Source organism: Bradyrhizobium sp. SZCCHNRI2009, from assembly GCF_032485115.1.
Taxonomy (GTDB): Bacteria; Pseudomonadota; Alphaproteobacteria; order Rhizobiales; family Xanthobacteraceae; genus Bradyrhizobium.
Genome location: NZ_JAUEUH010000012.1, coordinates 90,537 through 117,136, shown reverse-complemented (window position 1 = coordinate 117,136; position 26,600 = coordinate 90,537). Strand labels below are relative to the sequence as shown.

The window sequence follows — 26,600 nt, the reverse complement described above, 5'->3', positions numbered from 1 at the left end:
GTAACGCGGGTGTGAGCTTTCGTTTGCGAATGGAAAGGGCTAACACCACGCCATGAACGATACCACCTCCGAAACACCCAAGCTGTCGTGGTGGCGGCGGCTGTCGGCGGGCCTGAAGCGCACGTCCGGCGCGCTCGGCACGGCCGTCGCCGATCTCGTCACCAAGCGCAAGCTCGACCGCGCGATGCTCGACGACATCGAGGACGTGCTGCTGCGCGCCGATCTCGGCACCCGGGTCGCGGGGCGGATTGCGGAGGCCGTCGGGACCGGCCGCTACGACAAGGCGATCAGCGCCGACGAGGTCAAGGCGGTGGTCGCGACCGAGGTCGAGAAGGTGCTGTCGCCGGTGGCGAAGCCGCTCGAGATCGCGCCGGGCCACAAGCCGTTCGTCATTCTCGTCGTCGGCGTCAACGGCTCCGGCAAGACGACCACGATCGGCAAGCTGGCGCAGAAATTCGCTTCCGAAGGCAGGCAGGTGATGCTGGCCGCGGGCGACACGTTCCGTGCCGCCGCGATCGAGCAGCTCAAGGTCTGGGGCGAGCGCACCAAGGCGCCGGTGATCGCCGGCGCTCAAGGCTCGGACTCCGCCAGCCTTGCGTTCACCGCCATCACCGCGGCCAAGGAGCAGGGCCGCGACATCCTGCTGATCGATACTGCCGGCCGTTTGCAGAACAAGGCCGAGCTGATGAACGAGCTCGAAAAGGTGGTGCGTGTCATTCGCAAGGTCGACGCGTCGGCGCCGCATGCGGTGCTGCTCGTGCTCGACGCGACGGTGGGACAAAATGCGCTGTCGCAGGTCGAGGCGTTTCATCGTACGGCAGGCGTCACCGGCCTCGTGATGACCAAGCTCGACGGTACGGCGCGCGGCGGCATCCTCGTGGCGCTGTCGGAGAAGTTCAAGCTGCCGGTGCACTTCATCGGCGTCGGCGAGGGGGTCGATGATCTCTCACCGTTCGCCGCGAAAGATTTTGCGCGGGCGATCGCCGGCATCGAGGATTGACGTCGGCACGCTCGGGCTCCGGCCCACCGCCAGATCGAGACGACCGGATCAACCGCTGCCGTGGCTGCAGCCAACAGGACATGGAATGGACAAGACCCAGCCGCACCCGCTGTTCAAGCTCGCGACCGAGCTCGGCCCGCTGATCATCTTCTTCGTGGTCAACGCCAAGTTCAACCTGTTCGCGGCGACCGGCGCGTTCATGGTCGCGATCATCGCGGCGCTGATCGCGTCCTATGTCGTGACGCGGCACGTCCCGCTGATGGCGCTGGTGACCGCCGTCGTCGTCATCGTGTTCGGCACGCTGACCCTGGTGCTGCACGACGAGACCTTCATCAAGGTCAAGCCGACCATCATCTACGGACTGTTCGCGGCCGTGCTCGGTGGCGGGCTGCTGTTCAATCGCTCCTTCATCGCGATCATGTTCGATCAGATGTTCAATCTGACGCCCGCGGGCTGGCGCATCCTCACCTTCCGCTGGGCGTTGTTCTTTGCCGCGATGGCGGTGCTGAACGAGATCATCTGGCGCACGCAGAGCACCGATTTCTGGGTCGGCTTCAAGGCGTTCGGCGTCGTGCCGCTGACCATGATCTTCGCCATCGCCCAGATGCCGCTGATCAAGTGCTACCACCAGGACCCGGCGTCGCTCGAAGCCAGCGATGCGGCGGAAGGGGATGTGAGCAAGGGGTAGCTGCCCCGAACGCGGTCATCGCGAGGAGCGTAGCGACGAAGCAATCCAAGGCCCGTAGGTGCTCCGGATTGCTTCGCTTCGAGGTTCTCCGCGCCGTCATTCCGGGGCGCGCCGCGCAGCGGCGTGAGCCCGGAATCCATAACCACGACAAGGCGTGTGACGCGAGATGGCTGTGGCGCCCGTCTTCGCCAAACGACCGCTCGTGAGTATGGATTCCGGGCTCGTCGCTTCGCGCCGCCCCGGAATGACGACGCAGAGAGAGGAGCGTGTTTGCCGCTGAAGCTCCGATGGCTGCGCGAGGCTTACGAACCCACCTTCAGCGCCTTCTCGATTTCCGGTTTCAACACCGCATCGATGTTCTGCGCCGTGATCGGGCCGACCAGCTTGTAGACGATGGTGCCCTCGCGGCCGACGACGAAGGTCTCGGGCACGCCATAAACGCCCCATTCGATGCCGGCGCGGCCGTTGCCGTCGACGCCGACGACGTCATAAGGGTTGCCGTAGCGGCCGAGGAAGCGGCGGGCGTTGTCGGCGCCGTCCTTGTAGTTGATACCGATGATCTGGAAGCGCTTGTCGCGGCCGAGCTCGACCAGCAGCGGCGCCTCGTCGTGGCAGGGCACGCACCACGATGCCCAGACATTGATGATGCTGACCTTGCCCTTGAGTGCAGCCGGGTCGAGGCCGGGCACCGGCGTGCCGTCCCTCGCCAGTTCCGGCAGCGCCGGCAGCGGCGTGGCCGGCGCGGGGCGGCCGATCAGCGCGGATGGAATGCGCGACGGGTCGCCGTTGCCCAGGCGCGACCAGAACAGCGCCGCCAGCCCGAGGAACACCACGAGCGGCAGCAGCATGAGGAATGAGCGGCGCCGCGGCGCCGGCTCTGTCGCAGCCTGTTCGATCATTGGATATCCGTCGCGGCGCGGCCGGAACGACGGCTGATGCCGCTGTCCTCGAGCGCGCGCAAGCGCGCCTTCTGGGTGCGGTAGTCGATGGCGATCCAGCCGATCAGCAGCATCACGACCAGCGCCGCTGCAAGATAGGAGGTCGCGATGAAGGAGGTATAGGGGCCAAGGTCCATGTCAAGCCGCTCCCGCGATCTGGCCTGCCGCATCGTCGGCTGGTGCGGCCGTGGTGTAGGCGCGGGCCTGCATCATCTGCAGGCTGCGGACGCGCCGGCGCAGGATCTCGTTGCGCATCGCCGCGACATGCAGGGTAATGAACAGGAACGAGAACCCGACGGCCATCACCAGCAGCGGGATCAGGAATGATTTGTCGAGCGCCGGACCGCCCATTCGCATCATCGACGCCGGTTGATGCAGCGTGTTCCACCAGTCGACGGAGAACTTGATGATCGGCAGGTTGATCGCGCCAACCAGCGTCAGCACGGCGGCAGCGCGGGCGGCGCGGGTCGGATCCTCGACCGCGCGCCACAGCGCCATCAGGCCGAGATACATCAGGAACAGGATCAGCACCGAGGTCAGCCGCGCATCCCACTCCCAATAGGTGCCCCACATCGGCCGGCCCCACAGCGAGCCGGTGAGGAGAGCGAGGAACGTGAAGCTGGCGCCGATCGGGGCGGCGGCCTTGGCAGCGACGTCGGCGAGCGGATGCCGCCACACCAAGGTGCCGAGCGAGGCGATGCTCATGATGCTCCAGACGAACATCGACAGCCAGGCATTGGGCACGTGGATGAACATGATCTTGACGGTCGCGCCCTGCTGATAGTCGTCGGGCGCCAGCGCGGAGAGGTACAGGCCGGCAGCCAGCAGCGCGGCCGTGACCAGCGCCAGCCACGGCAGCAGCCGCGCCGCCAGCGCAAGGAACCGGGTGGGATTGGCGAGGTCGATCAGCGACATGAGACCCTTGTTAAAGGCGGAAGCGGTTGCAGGCAATCAGCACGACGCCGCTAGGTAAGAGTTGATCATGGTCAAACCCCGGCGGGCGGCGGGTCAATCCAGCCCGTTCCGCAAGCTTGTCGCGGCGGCGAACGGGCCGATCACGAAACTCACCAGCGACAATGCGCACAGGATCGAGAACGGCGCCCCGAACGGCAGCGGGCCGACGATGGCCGCCTGCGACGCCGCGACGCCGAAGATCAGCACTGGGATCGAAAGTGGCAGCACCAAGACCGCCAGCAGCAGCCCGCCGCGGTGCATCGTCACAGCCAGTGCTGCACCGATCATGCCGATGAAGGTCAGGGCAGGCGTGCCCGCCAATAACGTCAGCGCGACGGCGCCGGTCGCTGTGGCGTCGAGGTTGAGCAGCAGGCCGAGCACGGGCGTCGCGATCACCAGCGGCAGGCCGGCGGCGAGCCAATGCGCCAGCGCCTTGGCGGCGCAGGCCAGCTCCAGCGGTGTCCGGCTCATCACGACCAGGTCGAGCGAGCCGTCCTCGTGGTCGGCGGTGAACAGCCGGTCCAGGGTGAGCAGGCTGGAGAGCAGGGCACCGAGCCAGAGGATGGCGGGGCCGAGCCGGGTCAGCAGCGCCAGATCCGGCCCGACCGCGAATGGCATCAGCACCACGACGGTAAGAAAGAACAGCACGCCGATCAACGCGCCGCCGCCGATGCGCAGCGCGATCTTGATGTCGCGGCGGATGAGGGCACCGAGGGCGGTCATGCGGATAGGGCCTCGGCTGATTGCTTGATGGCAGATGGTGAGCCGCGCTCCCTCGACCCGCAAACTGCGCTCCCTCCCCCCTTGTGGGGGAGGGCTGGGGAGGGGGGTGACTCCAGGTGACGCTGCCGTTGTGGACCGCCGCCCCCTCCCCGCAAGGGGGAGGAGGCGGCGCGCCGATGGGACGTTGGTTGGTGCGACCGAATCTCGTCAAACAAGTTAGAGCGCGTCGTGGGGCACCCCCGTCCCTGACCTTCCCCCACAAGGGGGGCGGGAACGGAGAGAGCGGTGGGTGGGACTGCGAAGAGGCGAGAGGGAATCATCGAGCCTCCCCGATCCGCAGCTCGCGTGTGTCGATGCCGAGCGGGCCGTGCGTCGCCGCGACAATCAGCCCACCCCCGGCGAGATGCTCCCGCATCAGCCCCGCGAACATCGCCTGCCCCGCGACGTCGAGCGCCGCGGTCGGTTCATCGAGCAGCCAGAGCAGGCGCGGCACCGCGAGCAGGCGGGCCAGCGACAGCCGGCGGCGCTGGCCGGCGGACAGATAGGCGGCGGGCAGGTCGATGGCGTGGGCGATGCCGACGGCCGCGAGGCAGTCGGAGATCGGCCGCGTGATGCCGCCGCCGAGGAATTCGGCCCAGAAGGTCAGGTTTTCGCGCACGCTGAGCGCCGGCTTCAGCGCGTCGCGGTGGCCGAGATAATGCGCCTGCTCGGGCACCGTGAGCTCGCTCTCACCGCCCTCGATGGCGATCGAGCCGCCCGCCGGCAGCAGCAGGCCGGCAATCAGCCGCAGCAGTGATGTCTTGCCCGCACCATTGTGTCCGGTCACTGCCAGCGCCTCGCCCGCGACCGCTTCGAAGGCTAGTCCTGCGAACACCTCGCGACCGCCGCGCACGCATCTGACGTCGCGGCCGAACAGCTTCGGAGACAATGTTGAAGTCGCCTGCATGGCCCGTCGTGACAGCCCCTAGGGAATTGATGGCTAGCGCGTGAGAATTTGTGGGTGATGCCACGTCGGGACTTGCTTGTCTCTGTGGCGGCGCAGTTAGAAAGCTTCTATAAGCCCGACCTTGATGCAGCACACAATCGCCCGCTGCAAGCCATTCGGCGCCTCGCGCTGACGGTTCTTAAATACCCCCTCCGGGTATACAGATCAATTGGGATTTCCACGCATGACCTCGCTCGACAGCTTCAAGTGTCGCAAGACCCTCAAGGTCGGAACGAAGAGCTACATCTATTACAGCTTGCCCACAGCCGAGAAGAACGGTCTCAAGGACATCTCCAAGCTGCCGTATTCGATGAAGGTGCTGCTCGAGAACCTGCTGCGCAACGAGGACGGCCGCACCGTCACCAAGGACGACATCGTCGCGGTGTCCAAATGGCTGCGCAAGAAGTCGCTGGAGCATGAGATCGCCTTCCGCCCGGCGCGCGTGCTGATGCAGGATTTCACCGGCGTGCCGGCGGTGGTCGACCTCGCGGCGATGCGCAACGCAATGCAGAAGCTCGGCGGCGATGCCGAGAAGATCAACCCGCTGGTGCCGGTCGATCTCGTCATCGACCACTCGGTGATCGTGAACTACTTCGGTGACAACAAGGCGTTCGGCAAGAACGTCGCCGAGGAGTACAAGCAGAACCAGGAGCGTTACGAATTCCTGAAGTGGGGCCAGAAGGCGTTCTCGAACTTCTCCGTCGTGCCGCCCGGCACCGGCATCTGCCACCAGGTCAACCTCGAATACCTGGCGCAGACGGTCTGGACCAAGAAGGAGAAGATGACGATCGGCCGCACCAAGGGCACCTTCGAGGTCGCCTATCCGGATTCGCTGGTCGGCACTGACTCCCACACCACCATGGTCAATGGTCTCGCCGTGCTCGGCTGGGGCGTTGGCGGCATCGAGGCCGAGGCCTGCATGCTCGGCCAGCCGCTGTCGATGCTGCTGCCCGACGTCGTCGGCTTCAAGCTGACCGGCGCGCTGAAGGAAGGCGTCACCGCGACCGACCTGGTGCTGACCGTCACCCAGATGCTGCGCAAGCTCGGCGTGGTCGGCAAGTTCGTCGAGTTCTTCGGCCCCGGCCTCGACCATCTCTCGGTCGCCGACAAGTCGACCATTGCCAACATGGCTCCGGAATACGGCGCGACCTGCGGCTTCTTCCCGGTTGACGCCGCCACCATCGACTATCTCAAGACCTCGGGTCGCAAGGCGCCGCGCGTCGCGCTGGTCGAGGCCTATGCCAAGGCGCAGGGTCTGTTCCGCACTGCCAAGTCGCCGGACCCGGTGTTCACGCAGACGCTGACCCTCGATCTCGCCGACGTCGTGCCGTCGATGGCCGGTCCGAAGCGTCCCGAAGGCCGCATCGCGCTGCCGGCGGTGGCCGAAGGCTTCGCGACCGCGCTGGCTGGGGAGTACAAGAAGCCCGACGCTGCGCAGCGCTTCCCGGTCGAGGGCAAGGACTTCGACATCGGCCATGGCGACGTCGTCATCGCCGCCATCACCTCCTGCACCAACACCTCGAATCCGAGCGTGCTGATCGGCGCCGGCCTCTTGGCCCGCAACGCCGCCGCCAAGGGCCTCAAGGCCAAGCCGTGGGTGAAGACCTCCCTCGCTCCCGGCAGTCAGGTGGTTGCCGAATACCTTGCCAACTCGGGCCTGCAGAAGGACCTCGACAAGGTCGGCTTCAACCTCGTCGGATTCGGCTGCACCACCTGCATCGGCAATTCCGGCCCGCTGCCGGAGGAGATCTCGAAGTCGATCAACGACAACGGCGTGGTCGCGGCGGCCGTGCTGTCGGGTAACCGCAACTTCGAAGGCCGCGTCTCGCCGGACGTGCAGGCCAACTATCTGGCCTCGCCGCCGCTGGTCGTGGCCTATGCGCTGGCCGGCACCGTGACCAAGGATCTTTCGGTCGAGCCGATCGGCATCGGCAAGGACAAGAAGCCGGTCTACCTGAAGGACATCTGGCCGACGACCAAGGAGGTCAACGACTTCGTCAAGAAGTTCGTCAAGGCGTCGATCTTCAAGAAGCGCTACGCCGACGTGTTCAAGGGCGACACCAACTGGCGCAAGATCAAGACGGTCGAGAGCGAGACCTATAGCTGGAACATGTCGTCGACCTACGTGCAGAACCCGCCGTATTTCGAGGGCATGAAGAAGGAGCCCGAGCCGATCAAGGACATCGTCGAGGCCCGCGTGCTGGCGCTGTTCGGCGACAAGATCACGACCGACCACATCTCGCCGGCCGGTTCGATCAAGCTGACTTCGCCTGCCGGCAAGTTCCTTAGCGAACACCAGGTCCGCCCGGCGGACTTCAACCAGTATGGCACGCGCCGCGGCAATCACGAGATCATGATGCGCGGCACCTTCGCCAACATCCGCATCAAGAACTTCATGCTCAAGGGTGCCGACGGCAACATTCCCGAGGGCGGCCTGACCAAGCACTGGCCCGACGGCGAGCAGATGTCGATCTACGACGCCGCGATGAAGTATCAGGAAGAGGGCGTGCCGCTGGTGGTGTTCGCCGGCGCCGAATACGGCAACGGTTCGTCGCGCGACTGGGCCGCCAAAGGTACCCGGCTGCTGGGCGTCCGTGCCGTGATCTGCCAGAGCTTCGAGCGCATCCATCGCTCCAATCTGGTGGGTATGGGCGTGCTGCCGCTCACCTTCCAGGAAGGCACGTCCTGGTCCTCGCTCGGCCTCAAGGGCGACGAGAAGGTTACCATCAAGGGCCTGCAAGGCGACCTGAAGCCGCGCCAAACCCTGACCGCCGAGATCGTCTCGGCCGACGGTGCGGCGCAGCAGGTGCCGCTGCTCTGCCGGATCGATACGCTCGACGAGCTCGACTACTACCGCAACGGCGGCATCCTGCACTACGTGCTGCGCAAGCTCGCCGCTTAACCAACGCGCGATGCGACAGTTTGGCTCACTCTGAAGTGAGTAGCGGGTGATGAAGGAGGCGGCCTATGACAAAGGCCGCCTCTTTTGCATTTTCGTTTTGTTAACTACGAGGACGGCATCGCGGATGCAGTGATGCACAGGGCGCAGCGGACGGTGGTCCAGACGGGACAGTGGCGATGAGTGGACAGATGTCGTGGTGGTCGCGCGCAGCGCTGAGTGTCTGTGCGGTCATCGCTTTCGTCCGGCCCGCTGCGTCCGATCCCCGTGCGGTGATCGAACTCTTCACCTCGCAAGGCTGTTCGTCCTGCCCGCCGGCTGACAAGATCCTCGGCGAGCTCGCCAGAGATCCTTCGGTGATCGCGCTGTCCCTGCCGATAGACTACTGGGACTATCTCGGCTGGAAGGACACGCTGGCCGACTCCCGCTTCACGGCCCGGCAGCGGGCCTATTCTCGTGCGCGCGGCGACCGCGAGGTCTATACGCCGCAGGCGGTGGTCAACGGCTCCGTGCATGTGATCGGCAGCGACCGCGAGGCGATCGAGGGCGCCATCGAGGAGACCGTCCAGGGTGGCAGCGTGATGTCGGTGCCGGTGAGGCTGTCGGTCGACGGCCAGGACCTTACTGTCTCCGTGGCCGCGGCCAACGACCAGATGCCGCGCAAGCACGGCGAGGTCTGGGTCTGCTCGATCTCGCGGGTGGTCCCGATCTCGGTCGGCCGCGGCGAGAACAGCGGCCGTGATCTGACCTATTACAACGTCGTTCGCGGTCTTCAGAAGCTGGGTGACTGGAATGGGTCGCCGGTCAGATGGAGCGTGCCGCTGGAGAAGATCGCCCGCGAGGGCGTCGATGGCACCGTCGTCTATGTGCAGGACGGCAGTCGCGACCGCCCTGGGCCGATGCTCGGGGCCGCCTTTTCCGAGTTGCCGTTGGGCGGACGGGCTTCAGCAGCAGCGCGCGGTCCCGAGCGCTGATCTTCCGTCGTCCTGATCTTCGTTTTCGCTGACCTGCGTTAGGCGCGTCACGTCCGTGCGACGGCGCGTCCCGACAATCTTACGTGCAGCTCACGCCAGAAAAGCAAAAGGACCAACTTGCGTTGGCCCTTTGCCTTACTTGTGAATAGACCCGATCCTGACGACCCCGGGGGGCTGGGGGCTGAGGAATCCGGAACCGAAAGGACCGGGCCAACGCACACGAATCTTATGCCGAAGGTCGGGGGCGGTCGGTGGGCGGAAAGACGGCGCGATTATGATTCTGCTAACGATCCCGTGACGCTTGCGTGTTCGCGGAACCGACGGCCTCGCAGGCTCGGTCGAACTTCAACAACGAAAACGGCCCCTTGCGGCTTCTGCCGGATGGCGCGATCATGTCACACGGATGACAGGAGGACGCCAATGAACCTCACGCCGGAGGACGCCGACCCCAGCGAGAACCGCGCGGCGGCGCGCAGTGCGGCCGCAGCGCCGAGCCGGGTGACGTTCGACCGCCTGGAGCTGAACCGCATCCTGAACCTCTACGGCCGCATGGTCGCCGACGGTGAGTGGCGCGACTATTCAATCGACTTCCTGCGTGACCGGGCCGTCTTCTCCGTGTTTCGCCGGGCGTCCGAGGTGCCGATCTACCGCATCGAGAAGGATCCGCGTCTCGCACGCAAGCAGGGCATGTACAGCGTGATCTCGGCCACCGGGCTGATCCTGCGCCGCGGCCACGAGCTCGAGCGCGTGCTGCTGGTGATCGCGCCCAAACCAGCCCTGGTCTGATCCCACGCGTTCCGGCTTGATCATGACATTCCGATTGGCGTTGCCTTACGCCGGGACGTCGCTGCTCCCGGCCCCGAGCGGGCGCTGCATCATCACAGTATCGAGCCAGCGGCCGAATTTCAGGCCGACGCTCGGGTGGGTGCCGATCATCTGGAAGCCGCAGGCGGTATGCAGCCCGACCGAGCCGGAATTGGCGGAGTCGCCGATGACGGCGATCATCTGGCGAAAGCCTCCCTCCTCACAGGCGTCGATCAGCCGCCGCATCAGGCGCATCCCGATGCCGCGACGCTGGCTGGCCGGAGCGAGATAGACCGAGTTCTCCACCGTGAAGCGATAGGCAGGGCGGGGCCGGTAGGGCCCGGCATAGGCATAGCCCACCACCTCTCCGTCCAGCAGGGCAGCGAAATAGGGGAAGCCGCCGTCGCGGAGCGCCCGGAAGCGGCGCGTCATCTCCGCCAGATCCGGAGGGTCGAGCTCGAAGGTGGCCGTGCCCTCGCGGACGGCTTGGCCGTAGATGGCGGTGATGGCGGGAAGGTCGGCCTCCTGGGTGGGCCGGATTTCAATGTCGGACATGGGGGGAAGCATACCCAGGCGGACGCGGCGATCAATCCGGCCTCGCGGCATGGCTGCCGCTGCGGCTTTGCGCCGGTCACAATCGGGGTTTGTGCAAACGAAAAGCCCCGGCGGTGAGGCCGGGGCTTCGAAGGTCGCTCGTTCGAGCGGTTGGATATCAGTCGCGCTGTCCGAGCAACTGCAGCAGCAGCGTGAACAGGTTGATGAAGTTCAAGTACAGCGACAGGGCGCCGGTGATTGCCGCGCGCTCCGCGATGTCGCCGCCCGCGGAAGCGTAGCCGTAGATGTACTCGTTCTTCAGACGCTGCGTGTCCCAGGCGGTCAGGCCGGCGAACACGAACACGCCGATCACTGAGACGATGAACTGCAGCATCGAGCTCGCCAGGAACAGGTTCACGAGGCTCGCCAGCACGATGCCGATCAGGCCCATGAACAGGAACGAGCCCATGCCCGTCATGTCACGCTTGGTCGTGTAGCCGTAGAGGCTCAGCGCGCCGAACGTCGCCGCGGTGATGAAGAACACCCGCACGATCGAGGTGTGGGTGTACACCAGGAAGATCGACGACAGCGAGATGCCCATCAAGGCCGAGAACACCCAGAACAGGATCTGTGCGGTCGTCGGCGCCAAGCGGTTGATGCCGGCCGAGATCGCGAACACCATGACCAGGGGGGCCAGGATGAACAGCCACTTCAGCGGGCTCACGAACATCGCGTAGCCGAACTGCGTCAGATAGGCGTTACCGAACTTGAACACGCCGGCCGCCGGATCGCCGGTCACCGACGCCATGTAGACCCCCAGTGCCGCAAGGCCGGTGATGGCCAGGCCGATGCTCATGTAATTGTAGATGCGCAGCATGTAGGCGCGCAGACCGGCGTCGACGGTCGCGGCATCGGCGCGCCCGGCCACCCGGCCAAAGGGTGAAGCATAGTTGCGGTCTAGGTCCGACATGGTCGATTCCCGTTGGTTGCCCGGCAGCCCGGTCCTGACAGGACCTTCGGCCGGTTCTCGAAAAACCCTATCTCATACCCACTGCTGCAGATATTAAATTTGCGTCATCGGCAAATTCGCCATCTTTTGGCAGGTCTCTGAGCCCATTCCCTAGATGGGAAACTAGCATATCCGCCGCAAGCTTCCACGCGCGGCTGAATGTCGCTCCGCGCGCGTCCCAGCCGCAGAAATCGCGTTAACCGTGCGGCATGAGCGCGCAAGCCGCTACAGATTCCGAAGAACCGTCGCCGGCTTCTGGTTGAGCGCCAGCAGCGTGCCGGCCAGACCGAGGCCGACCGTCAAGATCAGCGCGGCCACGACGACCAGCGCGGCGCTGCCGGCCTGCCAGGCGAAGCTCAACGTCATCAGCCGGGTCACGATCAGCCAGGCGGACACCGAGCCGGCGATGACGCCGAACGCGGCGGTGGCAAACCCGATCATCAGATATTCCAGCGCGTAGGCGCCGAGCAGCCGCAGCCTTGTCGCGCCCAGCGTCTTCAGGATGACGGCATCATAGACCCGGTGGCGGTGGCCGGCCGCCAGCGCGCCACCCAGCACCAGGATGGCCGAGATCAGCGTCACCGCACTGGCGCCGCGGATGGCGAGCGCGAGGTTGGAGACCACCGAGCCCACCGTCTCCATCACCTCGCGGACCCGCACGCTGGTCACCATCGGGAAGGCGTCGGCCACCTTGCGGATGACACGGGCATCCTCGGCGGTATCGGAGCGCGCCTCGGTGAGGGTGGCGACATGGGTGTGCGGCGCTCCCTTGAAGGCATTCGGGGAGAACACCAGCACGAAATTGATGCCGAGCCCCTGCCAGTCGATGGTGCGCATGTTGCCGATCCGCGCCGTGATGTCGCGTCCGAGCACGTTGACCACGATGTCGTCACCGAGCTTGAGGCCGAGACCGTCGGCGATCCGCTTCTCGATCGAAACCAGCGGCGGGCCGCTGTAGGTCTCGCCCCACCACTCTCCCTCGACGACCTTGGATCCTTTGGGAACCTCGGCGGTATAGGTCAGGCCCCGGTCGCTCTGCAGCACCCATTCGGTGTCAGTTGTCGCCTTGAGGTCCTCGGCGCGCACGCCGCGGGCGGAGACGATGCGCCCGCGCAGCATCGGCACGTCTTCGACAGTGGATTGAGGGGCGAGGTCCTTGAGGAAGTCGCGGAAGCGGTCGGCCTCGCCGGAGGGGACGTCGATGAAGAAAAACGACGGCGCCTGTTCCGGCAGTTGAGCCAGGAACTGGCGTCGCAGATTGCCGTCGATCTGGGTAATCGTGACCAGCACGGCGAGTCCCAGCCCGAGCGACAGCACCACGGACGGTGTCAGCGCGCCCGGGCGATAGATATTGCTGACCGCCAGCCGCAGCATCGGGAAGCGGCTGCGCGGCAGGGCGCGCGCAATCGCCATCACCGCGGCGGCAATGCCGCGCAACAGCACGAACACCAGCGCGGCGGCGACGACGAACACGGCTGCGATGCGCTTGTCGTAGGACAGGCCGATCACGACTGCGATCAGCAGCGCGACGGTGCCCGCGATCAGCACCAGATAGCTCCAGCGCGGACGGTGCCATTCGGCGATGACCGCCTCGCGGAACAACGCCGCCACCGGCACGTCGCGTACGCGCCCGAGCGGCCACAGACCGAACGTCAGTGCGGTGAGCAGACCATAGACGAAGGACAGCGCCAGCTCGTCCGAATGAATGGCCGGGATCACGGGCAGCGGCAGGATGTTGCCGAACAGCCCGACGATGGCAAACGGCAGGGCCGCCCCGGCGCAGAGGCCGATGATCGAACCGATCGTGGCGAGCACCATCACCTGCACGAGGTAGATGCCGAACACGTCGCGGCTGGTGGCGCCGAGGGCCTTGAAGGCCGCGATTACCTCGGTCCGGCGGTCGACATGGCTCTTGACCGCATTGGCGACGCCGACGCCGCCGACCAGCAGGGCGGCGAGACCGACCAGGGTGAGGAACTGGGTGAAGCGGCCGATCGTCCGCTCCAGTTGCGGCGAGGCGTTGCTGCGGCTGCGGATCTCCCATCCGGCCGACGGCAGCGTCAGGCGGGTATCGGCGATGAAGGACGCCGCGGCGTGATCGTCCTTGGCATTGTCGGGCAGCCGGACCCGGTAGGTCCAGCGCACCAGGCTGCCAGGCTGCAGCAGCGGAGTGGCCCGCAGGCCCGCCTCGCTGATCAGGAAGCGCGGCCCGAGGCCGATGCCGCCGGACAATTTGTCGGGCTCGGCCTGCAGCGCGCTGCGAATCTGGAAGCGGACCGTGTCGATGGTAACGGTGTCGCCGATCCTCAGATCGAGCCGAGCCAGCAGCGCCGGATCCGCTGCAGCTCCGTAGACGCCGTCGCGCTCGGCCAGGATGTCGGCCATCGGCAGATCTGGCTGGAGCTCGGCCTTGCCGAGCAGCGGATAGGCGTTGTCGACCGCCTTCAGCTCGACCAGCGCCAGCTTGGCGTCGCCCGAGCGCACCATGGCGCGCAGGGTCGCAGCCAGCGACAGCGTTCCACGCGAGCGCAGGAAGTCGATCTCCTCCGGCTTGGCCTCGCGCTGAAACAGTGAAAAGGCGACGTCGCCGCCGAGCAGCGTACGTCCTTCGCGAACAAGGCCGTCGTTGAGGCTCGCCGCCACCGAGCCGACACCGGCAATGGCGAGCACGCCCAGCGCGATGCAGGCGATGAAGACGTAGAAGCCGCGCAGGCCGCCCCGCAGCTCGCGCAGCGCGTAGCGCACGGGCAGCGCGGCCATGCGGCCGCCTGCGATCGGTTCAGCGACGGTGGTCATGCGAGGGCCGGCTCGTGCGCGCCGCCGTCGGCTTCGATTCGCCCCGAGCGCAGCCGGACCACGCGGTCGCAACGATGCGCAAGCCCGCTGTCATGGGTCACCAGCACCAGCGTCATGCCGCGCTCGGCATGCTTGGTGAACAGCAGGTCCACGATCTGCCGTCCGGTGGTCTCGTCGAGATTGCCGGTCGGCTCGTCGGCCACCAGAATGGCCGGGTCCGGCGCAAGTGCCCGCGCCAGCGCCACGCGCTGCTGCTCGCCGCCCGAGAGCTGGGTCGGATAGTGGTGCAGCCGGTGTCCGAGTCCGACCGAATCCAGCTCGCGGGCGGCACGCTCGGCGGCGCCGACATGTCCGGCCAGCTCCAGCGGCACCGCGACATTCTCCAGCGCGGTCATGGTCGGGATCAGATGGAAGGACTGGAAGACGATACCGACCTGGCGGCCGCGGAACCGGGCCAGAGCGTCCTCGTCCAGGGCATTGAAAGCGGTCCCGTTGACCACCACCTCACCCCCATCAGGACGTTCCAGCCCCGCCATCACCATCAGCAATGTGGACTTGCCAGAGCCCGACGGTCCGATCAGACCGATCGTCTCGCCCTGTCCCACCCGCAGGCTGATGTCCTTGAGGATATGGACCCGCGCCGCGCCGGTGCCGAGCGAGAGGTTGACGTTCGAGATGGTAATGGTGTCCGGCGCAAGGCCGGCCAAAGGCGAGGTTTCGATGAGACTGTCCATGGCTCGGTCATATGGCAACTCCGCAAGCCGGGTCGAGAGGCGCGGACATATCTTCGTGCACATACTCGTGTTGATGCTCGCCTTGATGACAGTCGGGCCCGCGTTCGCGGGTGCCGAGGCCGTCAAGCCGATCAAGCTCGTCGTTCTCGGCGATTCCTTGAGCGCGGGACTCGGCCTGTCCGCCTCGGATGCGTTTCCAGCCAAGCTGCAGAAGGCGTTGCAGGCCAAGGGGCTGCCGATCGACCTCACCAACGCCGGCGTGTCCGGAGACACCTCGTCCGGCGGCCGCGACCGGCTCGACTGGTCGGTGCCGGAGGGGACCGAAGCGGTCATCGTCGAGCTCGGCGCCAATGACGCGCTGCGCGGCATCGATCCCGCCGTGGCGCGCAAGGCTTTGAGCGAGATCGTGACCCGGCTGAAGGCCAGGGGCATCGCCGTGATGCTGTGCGGCATGCTGGCGCCGCCGAATTTCGGCAGCGACTACGCCGCGAAATTCAACGCGATCTACCCCGATCTCGCCAAGCAGTTCGACGTGCCGCTGTATCCATTTTTCCTCGATGGCGTCGCCGCCGACGCCAAGCTGAACCAGGCCGACGGCATCCACCCCACTGCGGCGGGCGTCGACATCATCGTGTCCAGGCTGTTGCCTACGGCGGAAGCATTCCTGCGTCCGCTTCGTGGGCAATGACGGAACGAAGCGCCGCGTCGATCATTTGCGATAACCTTAAGGACCGGGTTTTCCGCAGCTTTTACCGGCGTTAACCAGCCTTCCGTCGCGGAGTCATATAAGTTCGGTAGGAATGATGCATTGGCGATTCGTCGTCGATCATTTCTTGAAGGCATGATCTCGTCAATTTTCGAGATCAGCCTCCAGCATCGGGAGTCCTGAAACGATGCCGCGTTTGTTTACTGGACTGGAAATCCCGGCCGAGGTTGGCCACACGCTTTCCGGTTTGCGCGGTGGCCTCCCCGGCGCCCGCTGGATCGATCCCGAAAATTACCATGTGACGTTGCGTTTCATCGGTGACATTGACGGCGCCTCCGCCAACGAGATCGCCTCGATGCTGTGGCGGGTGAACCGCAAGCCGTTCGAAGTGACGGTGCAGGGTCTCTCCAGCTTCGGCGGCCGCAAGCCGCGCGCCGTCGTTGCCAACGTCGCGCCGAGCCGCCCCCTGATCGAGCTGCAGGCCGAGCTCGAGCGGCTCATGCAGCGGATCGGGCTCGATCCGGAGGGCCGCAAATTCGTGCCCCACGTGACGCTGGCGCGGCTGCACGATGCGTCGAGCCAGGATGTCGCCGACTATCTCTCCGTCCGCGGCTATTTCCCGAGTCGCGTGTTCATGGCCGAGCGCTTCGTGCTGTTTTCGTCGCGTGCCTCGACCGGCGGCGGGCCCTATGTGGTCGAGGACGCCTACGACCTCTCGCCGGGGGTGAGGTCTGCAGCGGGGTCGTTCAAGCCAGCCGTTCGCTGAGGCCGGGAGCGAAGACGAACGTCGTTAGCCCCGGACTAACGATCACGGCGGCGTTTGCGTGCCATATACCACGACCTCACGGCTCCGACGCATGGCGGCTTCCACCATTTGCGGATTGCATTTTCCGTAAGTCTCATGACCTAGAGTGGGCTCATGCTGTCCACTCCGTCAGACGCGTTCCGCGCGCAATATCAGTCTTTGGTCGATACCGGTGCGATCGAGGCCGACCTCGCCCAGGCCGAGGTCGCCGACGCCCTGGCGGCGCTGGAGCGCCGGCTCTCCACCTACAAGCCCACGCGCAAGCAAGGCTTGTTGGGCCGCCTTTTTGCCGACAAGAGCGAGCCGCCGAACGGCCTCTATGTCCATGGCGAGGTCGGGCGCGGCAAGACCATGCTGATGGACCTGTTCTTCCAGAACTGTCCCGTCGAGCACAAGCGCCGCGCGCATTTTCACGAATTCATGGCCGAGGTGCATGAGCGCATCTACGGCTACCGCCAGAACATCGCGCGCGGCGAACTCGCCGATGCCGATGTGATCGGTCTCACGGCGCAGGCGATCTTCGATCAGGCCTGGCTGCTCTGTTTCGACGAATTCCATGTCACCGACATCGCCGACGCGATGATCCTGGGACGTCTGTTCGCCAGGCTGTTCGAGCTCGGCACGGTGGTGGTGGCGACCTCCAACGTCGCGCCTGAAGACCTCTACAAAGGCGGCCTCAACCGCGCGCTGTTCCTGCCCTTCATCAAGCAGATTGCCGACCACATGGACGTGATGCGGCTGGACGCGCGCACCGATTTCCGGCTGGAGAAGCTGGCCGGCGTGAAGATGTGGCTGGTGCCGGCCGATGTCGACGCGCGAGCGGCGCTCGACAATGCCTGGGCGCGGCTCACGGGCCACGCCAAGTGCAAGCCGCGCGACATGACGATCAAGGGGCGCATCCTGCACGTCCCGTGCTCCGCCAACGGCGTCGCCCGCTTCGATTTTGCCGATCTCTGCGAGAAGCCGCTGGCGGCCTCGGACTATCTGCGGCTCGCGCACGACTATCATACGATCCTGATCGATCACGTTCCGGTCATGGATCTGGCCGAGCGCAATGCCGCCAAGCGGTTCATCACCCTGATCGATACGCTCTACGACAACGCCGTGAAGCTGATCGCCTCCGCCGAAGCCGACCCGATTTCGCTCTACGTCGCGACCGAGGGCACCGAGGCCATGGAGTTCAAGCGGACCACCTCGCGCCTGATCGAGATGGGTTCGGACTCCTATCTGGCCCTGCCGCACGGGCGGAAGGACTCGGCGGCATCTGGGACTTCCACGGGGTTGGTCGAAACCTGACAAATACTGGAGTTTTGGCGAACGCCAGCCGCCGGGCACACAGCCGCGAAAAGGCCACGCCAATCATGCTGAAAGGATCATCAGCAGCCGTCGCCCGGTCCTGATCGAAATCAAGGCAGGCCCGTCAATTGGCCATAGCTTGACTTGAACGGCCGGGGCGAAAGGGATAACCACCAGTCGACTTTTCAACCTCCCTCACTCCTTCGGGTTCAAAGGAAAATTTGCCATGGCGCGCGACAAGATTGCTTTGATTGGCTCCGGTCAGATCGGCGGAACGCTGGCTCACCTCGTCGGCCTCAAGGAGCTCGGCGACGTCGTGATGTTCGACATTGCCGAAGGCGTTCCGCAGGGCAAGGCGCTCGACATCGCCCAGTCATCGCCGGTCGACGGCTTCGACGCGCACTACACCGGTGCCAACTCCTATGAGGCGCTCGACAACGCCAAGGTGTGCATCGTTACGGCGGGCGTACCGCGCAAGCCGGGCATGAGCCGCGACGACCTCTTGTCGATCAACCTGAAGGTGATGGAGCAGGTCGGCGCCGGCATCAAGAAGTACGCGCCCGACGCCTTCGTCATCTGCATCACCAATCCGCTCGACGCGATGGTCTGGGCGCTGCAGAAGGCCTCGGGGCTTCCGGCCAAGAAGGTCGTCGGCATGGCCGGCGTGCTCGACTCGGCGCGTTTCCGCTACTTTCTGGCTGATGAGTTCAACGTCTCGGTCGAGGACGTCACCGCCTTCGTGCTCGGCGGTCATGGCGACACCATGGTTCCGCTGACCAAGTACTCGACCGTTGCCGGCATTCCGCTGCCCGACCTCGTCAAGATGGGCTGGACGTCGCAGGCCCGCATCGACGAGATCGTCGATCGCACCCGCAACGGCGGCGCCGAGATCGTCAACCTGCTGAAGACCGGCTCCGCCTACTACGCTCCGGCGGCGTCGGCGATCGCAATGGCCGAGAGCTATCTGCGCGACAAGAAGCGCGTGCTGCCCTGCGCGGCGCATCTCAACGGCGAGTTCGGCGTCAAGGACATGTATGTCGGCGTGCCCGTCGTGATCGGCTCCAAGGGTGTCGAGCGCATCGTCGAGATCGAGCTCGCCGGCAAGGACCGCGAGGCGTTCGACAAGTCGGTCGCCGCCGTGCAGGGCCTGGTCGACGCCTGCAAGAAGATCGCGCCCGACCTGCTCGGCCGCTGATCAGGGGTCATTCACGGGGCGTAATCTCGCCCACATCGAGTTGCAGGATGTTTGGTATATGGTATACCAGACATCCTAACAACAATTCTGGTCGTCACCCCATCGCGGGTTCGGGGAGCAAGCGCTTATGAACATTCACGAATATCAGGCCAAGGCACTGCTGCACGAGTTCGGCGTGCCGATTTCCAAGGGCGTGCCGGTTCTCCGTCCGGAGGACGCGGATGCGGCGGCGAAGACGCTCGGTGGCCCGGTCTGGGTCGTGAAGAGCCAGATCCACGCCGGTGGCCGTGGCAAGGGCAAGTTCAAGGAGGCCTCGGCCGGCGACAAGGGTGGCGTCCGCCTCGCCAAGTCGATCGACGAGGTCAACACTTTCGCCAAGCAGATGCTGGGCGCGACGCTGGTGACCGTGCAGACCGGCCCCGACGGCAAGCAGGTCAATCGCCTCTACATCGAGGACGGCTCGGATATCGACAAGGAGTTCTATCTGTCGCTGCTGGTCGACCGCGAGACCTCGAGGGTCGCCTTCGTGGTGTCGACCGAAGGCGGCGTCAACATCGAGGACGTCGCCCACGAGACCCCCGAGAAGATCGTGACCTTCTCGGTCGACCCGGCCACCGGCGTCATGGGCCATCACGGCCGCGCCGTCGCCAAGGCGCTGAAGCTCTCCGGCGACCTCGCCAAGCAGGCCGAGAAGCTCACCACCCAACTCTACAATGCGTTCGTCGCCAAGGACATGGCGATGCTCGAGATCAACCCGCTGGTCGTCACCAAGCAGGGCCAGCTGCGCGTGCTCGACGCCAAGGTGTCGTTCGACTCCAACGCGCTGTTCAAGCACCCGGAAGTCGTCGCGCTGCGTGACGAGACCGAGGAAGACGCCAAGGAGATCGAGGCCTCCAAATACGACCTCAACTACGTCGCGCTCGACGGCACCATCGGCTGCATGGTCAACGGCGCCGGCCTCGCCATGGCGACGATGGACATCATCAAGCTCTACGGCATGGAGCCCGCCAACTTCCTCGACGTCGGCGGCGGCGCCAGCAAGGAGAAGGTCGCGGCGGCGTTCAAGATCATCACCGCCGACCCGAACGTGAAGGGCATCCTGGTCAACATCTTCGGCGGCATCATGAAGTGCGATGTCATCGCCGAGGGCGTCGTCGCCGCGGTCAAGGAAGTCGGCCTGAAGGTGCCGCTCGTGGTGCGCCTCGAAGGCACCAATGTCGATCTCGGCAAGAAGATCATCAGCGAGTCCGGTCTGAACGTGTTGCCCGCCGACAATCTCGACGACGCCGCGCAGAAGATCGTCAAGGCCGTCAAGGGAGGCTGAGCGCCGGTCCAGGCGCTCGCTCATTCCTCACCGCAACGCTTTTAGAGAAAGCACGATGTCCATCCTCATCGACAAGAACACCAAGGTCATCTGCCAGGGCTTCACTGGCAAGAACGGCACCTTCCACTCCGAGGCGGCGATCGCCTACGGCACCAAGATGGTCGGCGGCACGTCGCCGGGCAAAGGCGGCTCGACCCACCTCGGCCTGCCCGTGTTCGACACCGTCAAGGAGGCCCGCGAGGCCACCGGGGCCGACGCCTCGGTGATCTACGTCCCGCCGCCGGGCGCCGCCGACGCGATCTGCGAGGCGATCGACGCCGAGGTCCCGCTGATCGTGTGCATCACCGAGGGCATCCCGGTGCTGGACATGGTCCGCGTCAAGCGCTCGCTGCAGGGCTCCAAGTCGCGCCTGATCGGGCCGAACTGCCCGGGCGTCATGACCGCCGGCGAGTGCAAGATCGGCATCATGCCGGCCAACATCTTCAAGCCCGGTTCGGTCGGCATCGTGTCGCGCTCCGGCACGCTGACCTACGAGGCGGTGTTCCAGACCACCTCGGAAGGTCTCGGCCAGACCACGGCGGTCGGCATCGGCGGTGATCCGGTCAAGGGCACCGAGTTCATCGACATGCTCGAGATGTTCCTGGCTGACCCCAAGACCACCTCGATCATCATGATCGGTGAGATCGGTGGCTCGGCCGAGGAGGACGCGGCGCAGTTCATCAAGGACGAAGCCAAGCGCGGTCGCAAGAAACCGATGGTGGGATTCATCGCCGGCGTCACCGCGCCTCCCGGCCGTCGCATGGGTCATGCCGGCGCGATCATCTCCGGCGGCAAGGGCGATGCCGGCTCGAAGACGGCCGCGATGGAAGCGGCTGGTATTACCGTGTCGCCGTCGCCTGCGCGGCTCGGAAAGACGCTTGTCGAAAAGTTGAAATCCTGATTCAGGACTTAGTGCTTTTCGGCGCGAATATTTACAATAAATAAGGTAAACGGTCCTAACCCGAGCCTGATCCGCGTCCCCCGCGGGTCAGGCATTGCGCCGTTTTGATTGGGCGCATCGAAATTACCAGGACGCCACCATGTCTCGCCAAGATGCGAACGCCGCCTTCGCCCTGTCGTCTTTTCTGCAGGGCACCAATGCCACCTACATCGATGAGATCTACGCCCGCTACGAGAAGGATCCCGCTTCGGTCGACCCGGAATGGCAGGAGTTCTTCAAGAGCCTGAAGGATGCGCCGGCCGACGTGCAGAAGAATGCGTCGGGCCCCTCCTGGGCGCGCAGCAACTGGCCGGTCTCCCCCCGGGACGAATTGACCTCGGCGCTGGACGGCAACTGGGCCGTCGTCGAGAAGAAGGTCGGCGAGAAGATTGCGCAGAAGGCTCAGGCCAAGGGCGTCGAATTGTCGGCGGCCGACGTCAACCAGGCCACTCGCGACTCCGTCCGCGCGTTGATGCTGATCCGCGCCTACCGCATGCGCGGCCACTTCCACGCCAAGCTCGATCCGCTCGGCATCGAGGCGCCGCGCAACCGCGAGGAGCTGGACCCGCGCTCCTACGGTTTCACCGAGGCCGACTACGACCGCAAGATCTTCCTCGATCACGTGCTCGGCCTCGAATACGGCAGCTTGCGCGAGATCGTCGCGATCTGCGAGCGCACCTATTGCCAGACGCTTGGCGTCGAGTTCATGCACATTACGAACGCGGCGCAGAAGGCCTGGATCCAGGAGCGCATCGAGGGGCCGGACAAGGAGATCTCGTTCACCCGTGAGGGCCGTCGCGCGATTCTGCAGAAGCTGATCGAATCCGAAGGCTTCGAGAAGTTCTGCGACGTCAAGTTCACCGGCACCAAGCGCTTCGGTCTCGACGGCGGCGAGTCGCTGATCCCGGCGCTGGAGCAGATCATCAAGCGCGGCGGCAATCTCGGCGTGAAGGAGATCGTGCTGGGCATGCCGCATCGCGGCCGCCTCAACGTGCTGACCCAGGTCATGGGCAAGCCGCATCGCGCGCTGTTCCACGAGTTCAAGGGCGGCTCGGCCAATCCCGACGCGGTCGAAGGCTCCGGCGACGTCAAGTACCACCTCGGCGCCTCCTCGGACCGCGAGTTCGACGGCAATCGCATCCACCTGTCGCTGACCGCCAACCCCTCGCATCTCGAGATCGTCGACCCCGTGGTGCTCGGCAAGGTCCGCGCCAAGCAGGACCAGCACGGCGATCCGCCCGACATGCGCATCTCGGTGCTGCCGCTCTTGATGCATGGCGACGCTGCGTTCGCCGGCCAGGGCGTGGTGGCGGAGTGCTTCGCGCTGTCGGATCTGAAAGGCTACCGGACCGGTGGCTCGATTCATTTCATCGTCAACAACCAGATCGGCTTCACGACCTATCCGCGCTATTCGCGCTCGTCGCCCTATCCGTCCGACGTCGCCAAGATGATCGATGCGCCGATCTTCCACGTGAACGGTGACGATCCTGAAGCGGTGGTGTTCGCGGCCAAGGTCGCGACCGAGTTCCGGCAGAAGTTCCACAAGCCGGTCGTCATCGACATGTTCTGCTACCGCAGGCATGGCCACAACGAAGGTGACGAGCCGGCTTTCACCCAGCCGGTGATGTACAAGAAGATCGCCGGCCATCCGTCGACCTTGGAGATCTACTCCAAGCGGCTGGTCGCCGAAGGCGTGATGACCGAGGGCGAGGTCGACAAGGCCAAGGCCGACTGGCGCGCCCGTCTCGACGCCGAGTTCGAGGCCGGCACGAGCTATCGTCCGAACAAGGCCGACTGGCTCGACGGCAAGTGGGCGGGTTTCAAGTCCGCCGACCAGGAGGAGGAGGCGCGCCGCGGCGTCACCGGCGTCGAGATCGACCGCCTCAAGGAGATCGGCCGCAAGATCACCAAGGTACCGGACGGCTTCCGCCTGCATCGGACGATCCAGCGTTTCCTCGAGAACCGTGCCAAGGCGATCGAGAGCGGCATCGGGCTCGACTGGGCGACCGGCGAGGCGCTGGCGTACTGCTCGCTGCTGCTCGAAGGCCACAAGGTTCGTCTCTCCGGCCAGGACAGCGAGCGCGGCACCTTCTCGCAGCGCCATTCGGTCCTGATCGACCAGGAGGACGAGAGCCGCTACACGCCGTTCAACCATCTGGCGCCGGAGCAGGGCCACTTCGAGGTCATCAACTCACTGCTGTCCGAAGAAGCCGTGCTCGGCTTCGAATACGGCTATTCGCTCGCAGAGCCGACCGCGCTGACCCTGTGGGAGGCGCAGTTCGGCGACTTCGCCAACGGCGCTCAGGTGTTGTTCGACCAGTTCATCTCGTCGGGCGAGCGCAAATGGTTGCGCATGTCCGGCTTGGTCTGCCTGCTGCCGCACGGCTATGAGGGCCAGGGCCCCGAGCATTCCTCGGCACGCCTCGAGCGCTATCTGCAGATGTGCGCCGAGGACAACATGCAGGTGGTCTATCCGACCACGCCGGCAAACTACTTCCACGTGCTGCGCCGGCAGCTGCATCGCGAGATCCGCAAGCCGCTGATCGTGATGACGCCGAAATCGCTGCTGCGCCACAAGCGCGCGGTGTCGCGGCTCGAGGAGCTCGCCAAGGGCACCACGTTCCATCGCATCCTGTACGATGACGCCCAGATGCAGGCGGACGACAAGACCAAGCTGGTGCCGGACGAGCAGATTCGCCGCATCGTGCTGTGCTCGGGCAAGGTGTATTACGATCTCTACGACGAGCGCGAGAAGCGCGGGCTCAACGACGTCTACCTGATGCGCGTCGAGCAGCTCTATCCGGTGCCACTCAAGGCGCTGGTCGCCGAGCTCGGCCGCTTCAAGAACGCGGAAGTCGTGTGGTGTCAGGAAGAGCCGCGCAACATGGGCGCCTGGCACTTCATCGAGCCGTATATCGAGTGGGTGCTGAACCAGACCGGCGGCAAGAGCAAGCGTCCGCGCTATGCCGGCCGTGCTGCGTCGGCCGCGACCGCCACGGGGCTGATGTCCAAGCACCTCGCCCAGCTGAAGGCGCTGCTCGACGAAGCCCTGAACTGAACCTGCCTTTTTTGACGCGCCCCGCAATCGGCGGGGCGCAAGTACATCGCGTTGATCGTCCGTCCCGCATCGCTTGCTCGCCGCAAGGCGATGGCGGACCGGCTTTATGACCGCACGGGTTATTGAGGATAAAGACCATGACTGAAATTCGCGTTCCGACGCTGGGTGAATCCGTCACCGAAGCCACCATCGGCCGCTGGTTCAAGAAGGCAGGCGACGCCGTGGCGGTCGACGAGCCCCTCGTCGAGCTCGAGACCGACAAGGTGACGATCGAGGTGCCCGCGCCGTCAGCTGGCACCCTGGGCGAGATCATCGCCAAGGACGGCGAGACGGTCGCCGTCGGCGCGCTGCTCGGCCAGATCAATGATGGCGCGGCTGCTGCGAAGCCTGCCGCTGCTGCGCCCGCTCCCGCGAAGCCCGCCGCGCCGCCGCCGGCTGCGGCTCCCGCTCCGGCCAAGGCGCTGCCCGCCGATACCCCGCAGGCGCCGTCGGTTCGCAAGCTCTCGGCCGAGAGCGGCGTCGATGCGACCACCGTTCCGGGCTCCGGCAAGGACGGCCGCGTCACCAAGGGCGACATGCTGGCCGCCATCGAGCGCGCAGCGTCCGCGCCGACCCCGGTCAATCAGCCCGCCGCCTCGGTCCAGGTGCGTGCGCCGTCGCCGGCCGACGACGCCGCGCGCGAGGAGCGCGTGAAGATGACGCGGCTGCGCCAGACCATCGCGCGCCGCCTCAAGGACGTGCAGAACACCGCGGCGATGCTGACGACCTTCAACGAGGTCGACATGACCAACGTCATGGCGCTGCGCAGCCAGTACAAGGACGTGTTCGAGAAGAAGCACGGCTCCAAGCTCGGCTTCATGGGCTTCTTCACCAAGGCCGTGGTGCAGGCGCTCAAGGACATCCCGGCGGTCAACGCCGAGATCGACGGCACCGACCTGATCTACAAGAACTACTATCACATCGGCGTCGCCGTCGGCACCGACAAGGGCCTGGTCGTGCCCGTCGTGCGCGACTGCGACCACAAGTCGATCGCCGATATCGAGAAGGGCATCGCCGATTTCGGCCGCCGCGCCCGTGACGGCCAGCTCAAGATCGACGAGATGCAGGGCGGCACCTTCACCATCACCAATGGCGGCATCTACGGCTCGCTGATGTCGACCCCGATCCTGAACGCGCCGCAGTCCGGCATCCTCGGCATGCACAAGATCCAGGAGCGCCCGGTGGTGGTCGGCGGCAAGATCGAAGTCCGCCCGATGATGTATCTGGCGCTGTCCTACGATCACCGCGTCATCGACGGCAAGGAAGCCGTGACGTTCCTGGTGCGAGTCAAGGAAAGCCTGGAGGATCCGGCACGGCTCGTGCTGGATCTCTGAGGGCACGCGACGACTTGAAGACATGAGGCGCGCTTCATGAGCGCGCCTCAGACCTAACGGGGGCCATCATGACCGACAGGGTTGCAGTGATCACCGGCGGCAGCCGCGGCATCGGCCGCGCCACCGCCATCGCCGCCGCATCGCGCGGCTTCAAGATCGTGGTCGGCTACGCCTCCAACGAGGCCGCCGCGCAGAGCACGGTGGCCGCGATCGAGGCCAAGAACGGCAAGGCCATCGCAGTCAAATGCGACGTCGGCCGCGAGCACGACATCCTCGCTCTGTTCAAGGCGGCGGACAAGTTCGGCACGCTCGGCGCGCTCATCAACAACGCCGGCATCGTCGGTCCGACCACGCGCGTCGACGAGATGAGCGCGGAGCGCATCGAGCGTTTGATGGCGGTCAACGTCACCGGCAGCATCCTGTGCGCACGTGAGGCGGTGAAGCGCATGTCGACGCGGCATGGCGGACAGGGCGGCGTGATCATCAACCTGTCGTCGGTCGCCGCCAAGCTCGGCTCGCCGAATACCTACGTCGATTATGCGGCGTCGAAGGGCGCGATCGATTCCTTCACCGTCGGCCTCGGTCATGAGGTCGCCAATGAAGGCATCCGCGTCGCCGCCATTCGCCCAGGGCTGATCGACACTGATATCCACGCCTCCGGCGGCGAGCCCGATCGCGCCCATCGTCTCGCCCCGCTGGTGCCGATGAAGCGCGTCGGCACCGCGGAGGAAATCGCCAATGCCATCGTCTGGCTGCTGTCGGACGAGGCTTCCTATGTCACTTCGGCCATTCTCGACGTGTCGGGCGGACGCTGACGACCGTCGCT

23 protein-coding genes are annotated in these 26,600 nt (G+C 65.5%); 14 read left to right on the top strand and 9 right to left on the bottom strand.

What is annotated here, in order from left to right; genetic code table 11:
• Window positions 1–52: 52 nt before the first annotated feature.
• Window positions 53–1,000: a signal recognition particle-docking protein FtsY gene (ftsY, locus tag QX041_RS31515; protein ID WP_315825769.1), complete on the top strand. Its 948-nt coding sequence runs from the start codon at window positions 53–55 to the stop codon at window positions 998–1,000.
• 85 nt (window positions 1,001–1,085) lie between these two features.
• Window positions 1,086–1,688, top strand: a complete 603-nt coding sequence (locus QX041_RS31510; RefSeq protein ID WP_316167774.1) for a septation protein A — start codon at window positions 1,086–1,088, stop codon at window positions 1,686–1,688.
• A 302-nt stretch (window positions 1,689–1,990) separates the two neighbouring features.
• Here the strand turns inward: QX041_RS31510 and QX041_RS31505 are convergent, their stop codons facing one another.
• From QX041_RS31505 to ccmA, 5 genes are all read right to left on the bottom strand, one after another.
• A complete protein-coding gene (locus QX041_RS31505) occupies window positions 1,991–2,587 on the bottom strand; it encodes a DsbE family thiol:disulfide interchange protein (protein WP_315715912.1) in 597 nt (198 codons plus the stop codon).
• On the bottom strand, window positions 2,584–2,763 hold the full coding sequence (gene ccmD / locus QX041_RS31500) for a heme exporter protein CcmD (protein ID WP_315715913.1): 180 nt from the start codon (window positions 2,761–2,763) through the stop codon (window positions 2,584–2,586). The genes QX041_RS31505 and ccmD overlap by 4 nt, the downstream gene beginning before the upstream one ends.
• A gap of 1 nt (window position 2,764) precedes the next feature.
• Window positions 2,765–3,541, bottom strand: coding sequence for a heme ABC transporter permease (locus QX041_RS31495; RefSeq protein ID WP_316167773.1), 777 nt, complete (start codon window positions 3,539–3,541; stop codon window positions 2,765–2,767).
• Window positions 3,542–3,634: 93 nt separating this feature from the next.
• The gene (ccmB, locus tag QX041_RS31490; RefSeq protein ID WP_315715915.1) at window positions 3,635–4,303 is read right to left on the bottom strand and encodes a heme exporter protein CcmB; all 669 of its coding nucleotides are present in this window, start codon (window positions 4,301–4,303) and stop codon (window positions 3,635–3,637) included.
• A 316-nt stretch (window positions 4,304–4,619) separates the two neighbouring features.
• Complete coding sequence (ccmA, locus tag QX041_RS31485) at window positions 4,620–5,249, bottom strand: heme ABC exporter ATP-binding protein CcmA (protein WP_316167772.1); 630 nt, start codon at window positions 5,247–5,249, stop codon at window positions 4,620–4,622.
• A gap of 223 nt (window positions 5,250–5,472) precedes the next feature.
• On the opposite strand from ccmA, the gene acnA reads away from it, so the two are divergent.
• The 3 genes from acnA (at window position 5,473) to QX041_RS31470 (ending at window position 9,947) form a co-directional block, all read left to right on the top strand.
• The gene (gene acnA, locus QX041_RS31480; RefSeq protein WP_316167771.1) at window positions 5,473–8,190 is read left to right on the top strand and encodes an aconitate hydratase AcnA; all 2,718 of its coding nucleotides are present in this window, start codon (window positions 5,473–5,475) and stop codon (window positions 8,188–8,190) included.
• A gap of 188 nt (window positions 8,191–8,378) precedes the next feature.
• Window positions 8,379–9,161, top strand: a complete 783-nt coding sequence (locus QX041_RS31475) for a DUF1223 domain-containing protein (protein ID WP_316167818.1) — start codon at window positions 8,379–8,381, stop codon at window positions 9,159–9,161.
• Window positions 9,162–9,581: 420 nt separating this feature from the next.
• The gene (locus QX041_RS31470) at window positions 9,582–9,947 is read left to right on the top strand and encodes a DUF2794 domain-containing protein (protein ID WP_315750627.1); all 366 of its coding nucleotides are present in this window, start codon (window positions 9,582–9,584) and stop codon (window positions 9,945–9,947) included.
• A gap of 45 nt (window positions 9,948–9,992) precedes the next feature.
• On the opposite strand, the gene QX041_RS31465 is transcribed toward QX041_RS31470, so the two are convergent.
• The 4 genes from QX041_RS31465 to QX041_RS31450 form a co-directional block, all read right to left on the bottom strand.
• Window positions 9,993–10,520, bottom strand: coding sequence for a GNAT family N-acetyltransferase (locus QX041_RS31465; RefSeq protein WP_315716183.1), 528 nt, complete (start codon window positions 10,518–10,520; stop codon window positions 9,993–9,995).
• Between the two features lie 157 nt (window positions 10,521–10,677).
• Window positions 10,678–11,469: a Bax inhibitor-1/YccA family protein gene (locus QX041_RS31460; protein WP_316167770.1), complete on the bottom strand. Its 792-nt coding sequence runs from the start codon at window positions 11,467–11,469 to the stop codon at window positions 10,678–10,680.
• Between the two features lie 264 nt (window positions 11,470–11,733).
• A complete protein-coding gene (locus QX041_RS31455) occupies window positions 11,734–14,304 on the bottom strand; it encodes an ABC transporter permease (protein WP_316167769.1) in 2,571 nt (856 codons plus the stop codon).
• Window positions 14,301–15,038, bottom strand: coding sequence for an ABC transporter ATP-binding protein (locus tag QX041_RS31450; RefSeq protein ID WP_316167768.1), 738 nt, complete (start codon window positions 15,036–15,038; stop codon window positions 14,301–14,303). Before QX041_RS31450 ends, QX041_RS31455 begins: the two co-directional genes overlap by 4 nt.
• A gap of 55 nt (window positions 15,039–15,093) precedes the next feature.
• On the opposite strand from QX041_RS31450, the gene QX041_RS31445 reads away from it, so the two are divergent.
• The 9 genes from QX041_RS31445 (at window position 15,094) to QX041_RS31405 (ending at window position 26,589) form a co-directional block, all read left to right on the top strand.
• Window positions 15,094–15,726, top strand: coding sequence for an arylesterase (locus QX041_RS31445; protein ID WP_316167767.1), 633 nt, complete (start codon window positions 15,094–15,096; stop codon window positions 15,724–15,726).
• 205 nt (window positions 15,727–15,931) lie between these two features.
• Window positions 15,932–16,510, top strand: a complete 579-nt coding sequence (gene thpR / locus QX041_RS31440; protein WP_315715923.1) for an RNA 2',3'-cyclic phosphodiesterase — start codon at window positions 15,932–15,934, stop codon at window positions 16,508–16,510.
• A gap of 153 nt (window positions 16,511–16,663) precedes the next feature.
• Window positions 16,664–17,845, top strand: coding sequence for a cell division protein ZapE (gene zapE, locus QX041_RS31435; RefSeq protein WP_316167766.1), 1,182 nt, complete (start codon window positions 16,664–16,666; stop codon window positions 17,843–17,845).
• A 226-nt stretch (window positions 17,846–18,071) separates the two neighbouring features.
• On the top strand, window positions 18,072–19,040 hold the full coding sequence (gene mdh, locus QX041_RS31430; RefSeq protein WP_009031546.1) for a malate dehydrogenase: 969 nt from the start codon (window positions 18,072–18,074) through the stop codon (window positions 19,038–19,040).
• A gap of 127 nt (window positions 19,041–19,167) precedes the next feature.
• The gene (gene sucC / locus QX041_RS31425; protein ID WP_315715925.1) at window positions 19,168–20,364 is read left to right on the top strand and encodes an ADP-forming succinate--CoA ligase subunit beta; all 1,197 of its coding nucleotides are present in this window, start codon (window positions 19,168–19,170) and stop codon (window positions 20,362–20,364) included.
• 55 nt (window positions 20,365–20,419) lie between these two features.
• On the top strand, window positions 20,420–21,304 hold the full coding sequence (gene sucD, locus QX041_RS31420; protein ID WP_172184319.1) for a succinate--CoA ligase subunit alpha: 885 nt from the start codon (window positions 20,420–20,422) through the stop codon (window positions 21,302–21,304).
• 139 nt (window positions 21,305–21,443) lie between these two features.
• A complete protein-coding gene (locus QX041_RS31415) occupies window positions 21,444–24,401 on the top strand; it encodes a 2-oxoglutarate dehydrogenase E1 component (protein WP_316167765.1) in 2,958 nt (985 codons plus the stop codon).
• Window positions 24,402–24,538: 137 nt separating this feature from the next.
• Window positions 24,539–25,774 carry a 2-oxoglutarate dehydrogenase complex dihydrolipoyllysine-residue succinyltransferase gene (odhB, locus tag QX041_RS31410; RefSeq protein WP_316167764.1) on the top strand — a complete coding sequence of 412 codons (1,236 nt, stop codon included), beginning with the start codon at window positions 24,539–24,541 and terminating at the stop codon, window positions 25,772–25,774.
• Window positions 25,775–25,842: 68 nt separating this feature from the next.
• Window positions 25,843–26,589 (top strand): SDR family oxidoreductase, encoded by a 747-nt coding sequence (locus tag QX041_RS31405; RefSeq protein WP_315715928.1) that lies wholly within the window; start codon window positions 25,843–25,845, stop codon window positions 26,587–26,589.
• Window positions 26,590–26,600 lie beyond the last annotated feature (11 nt).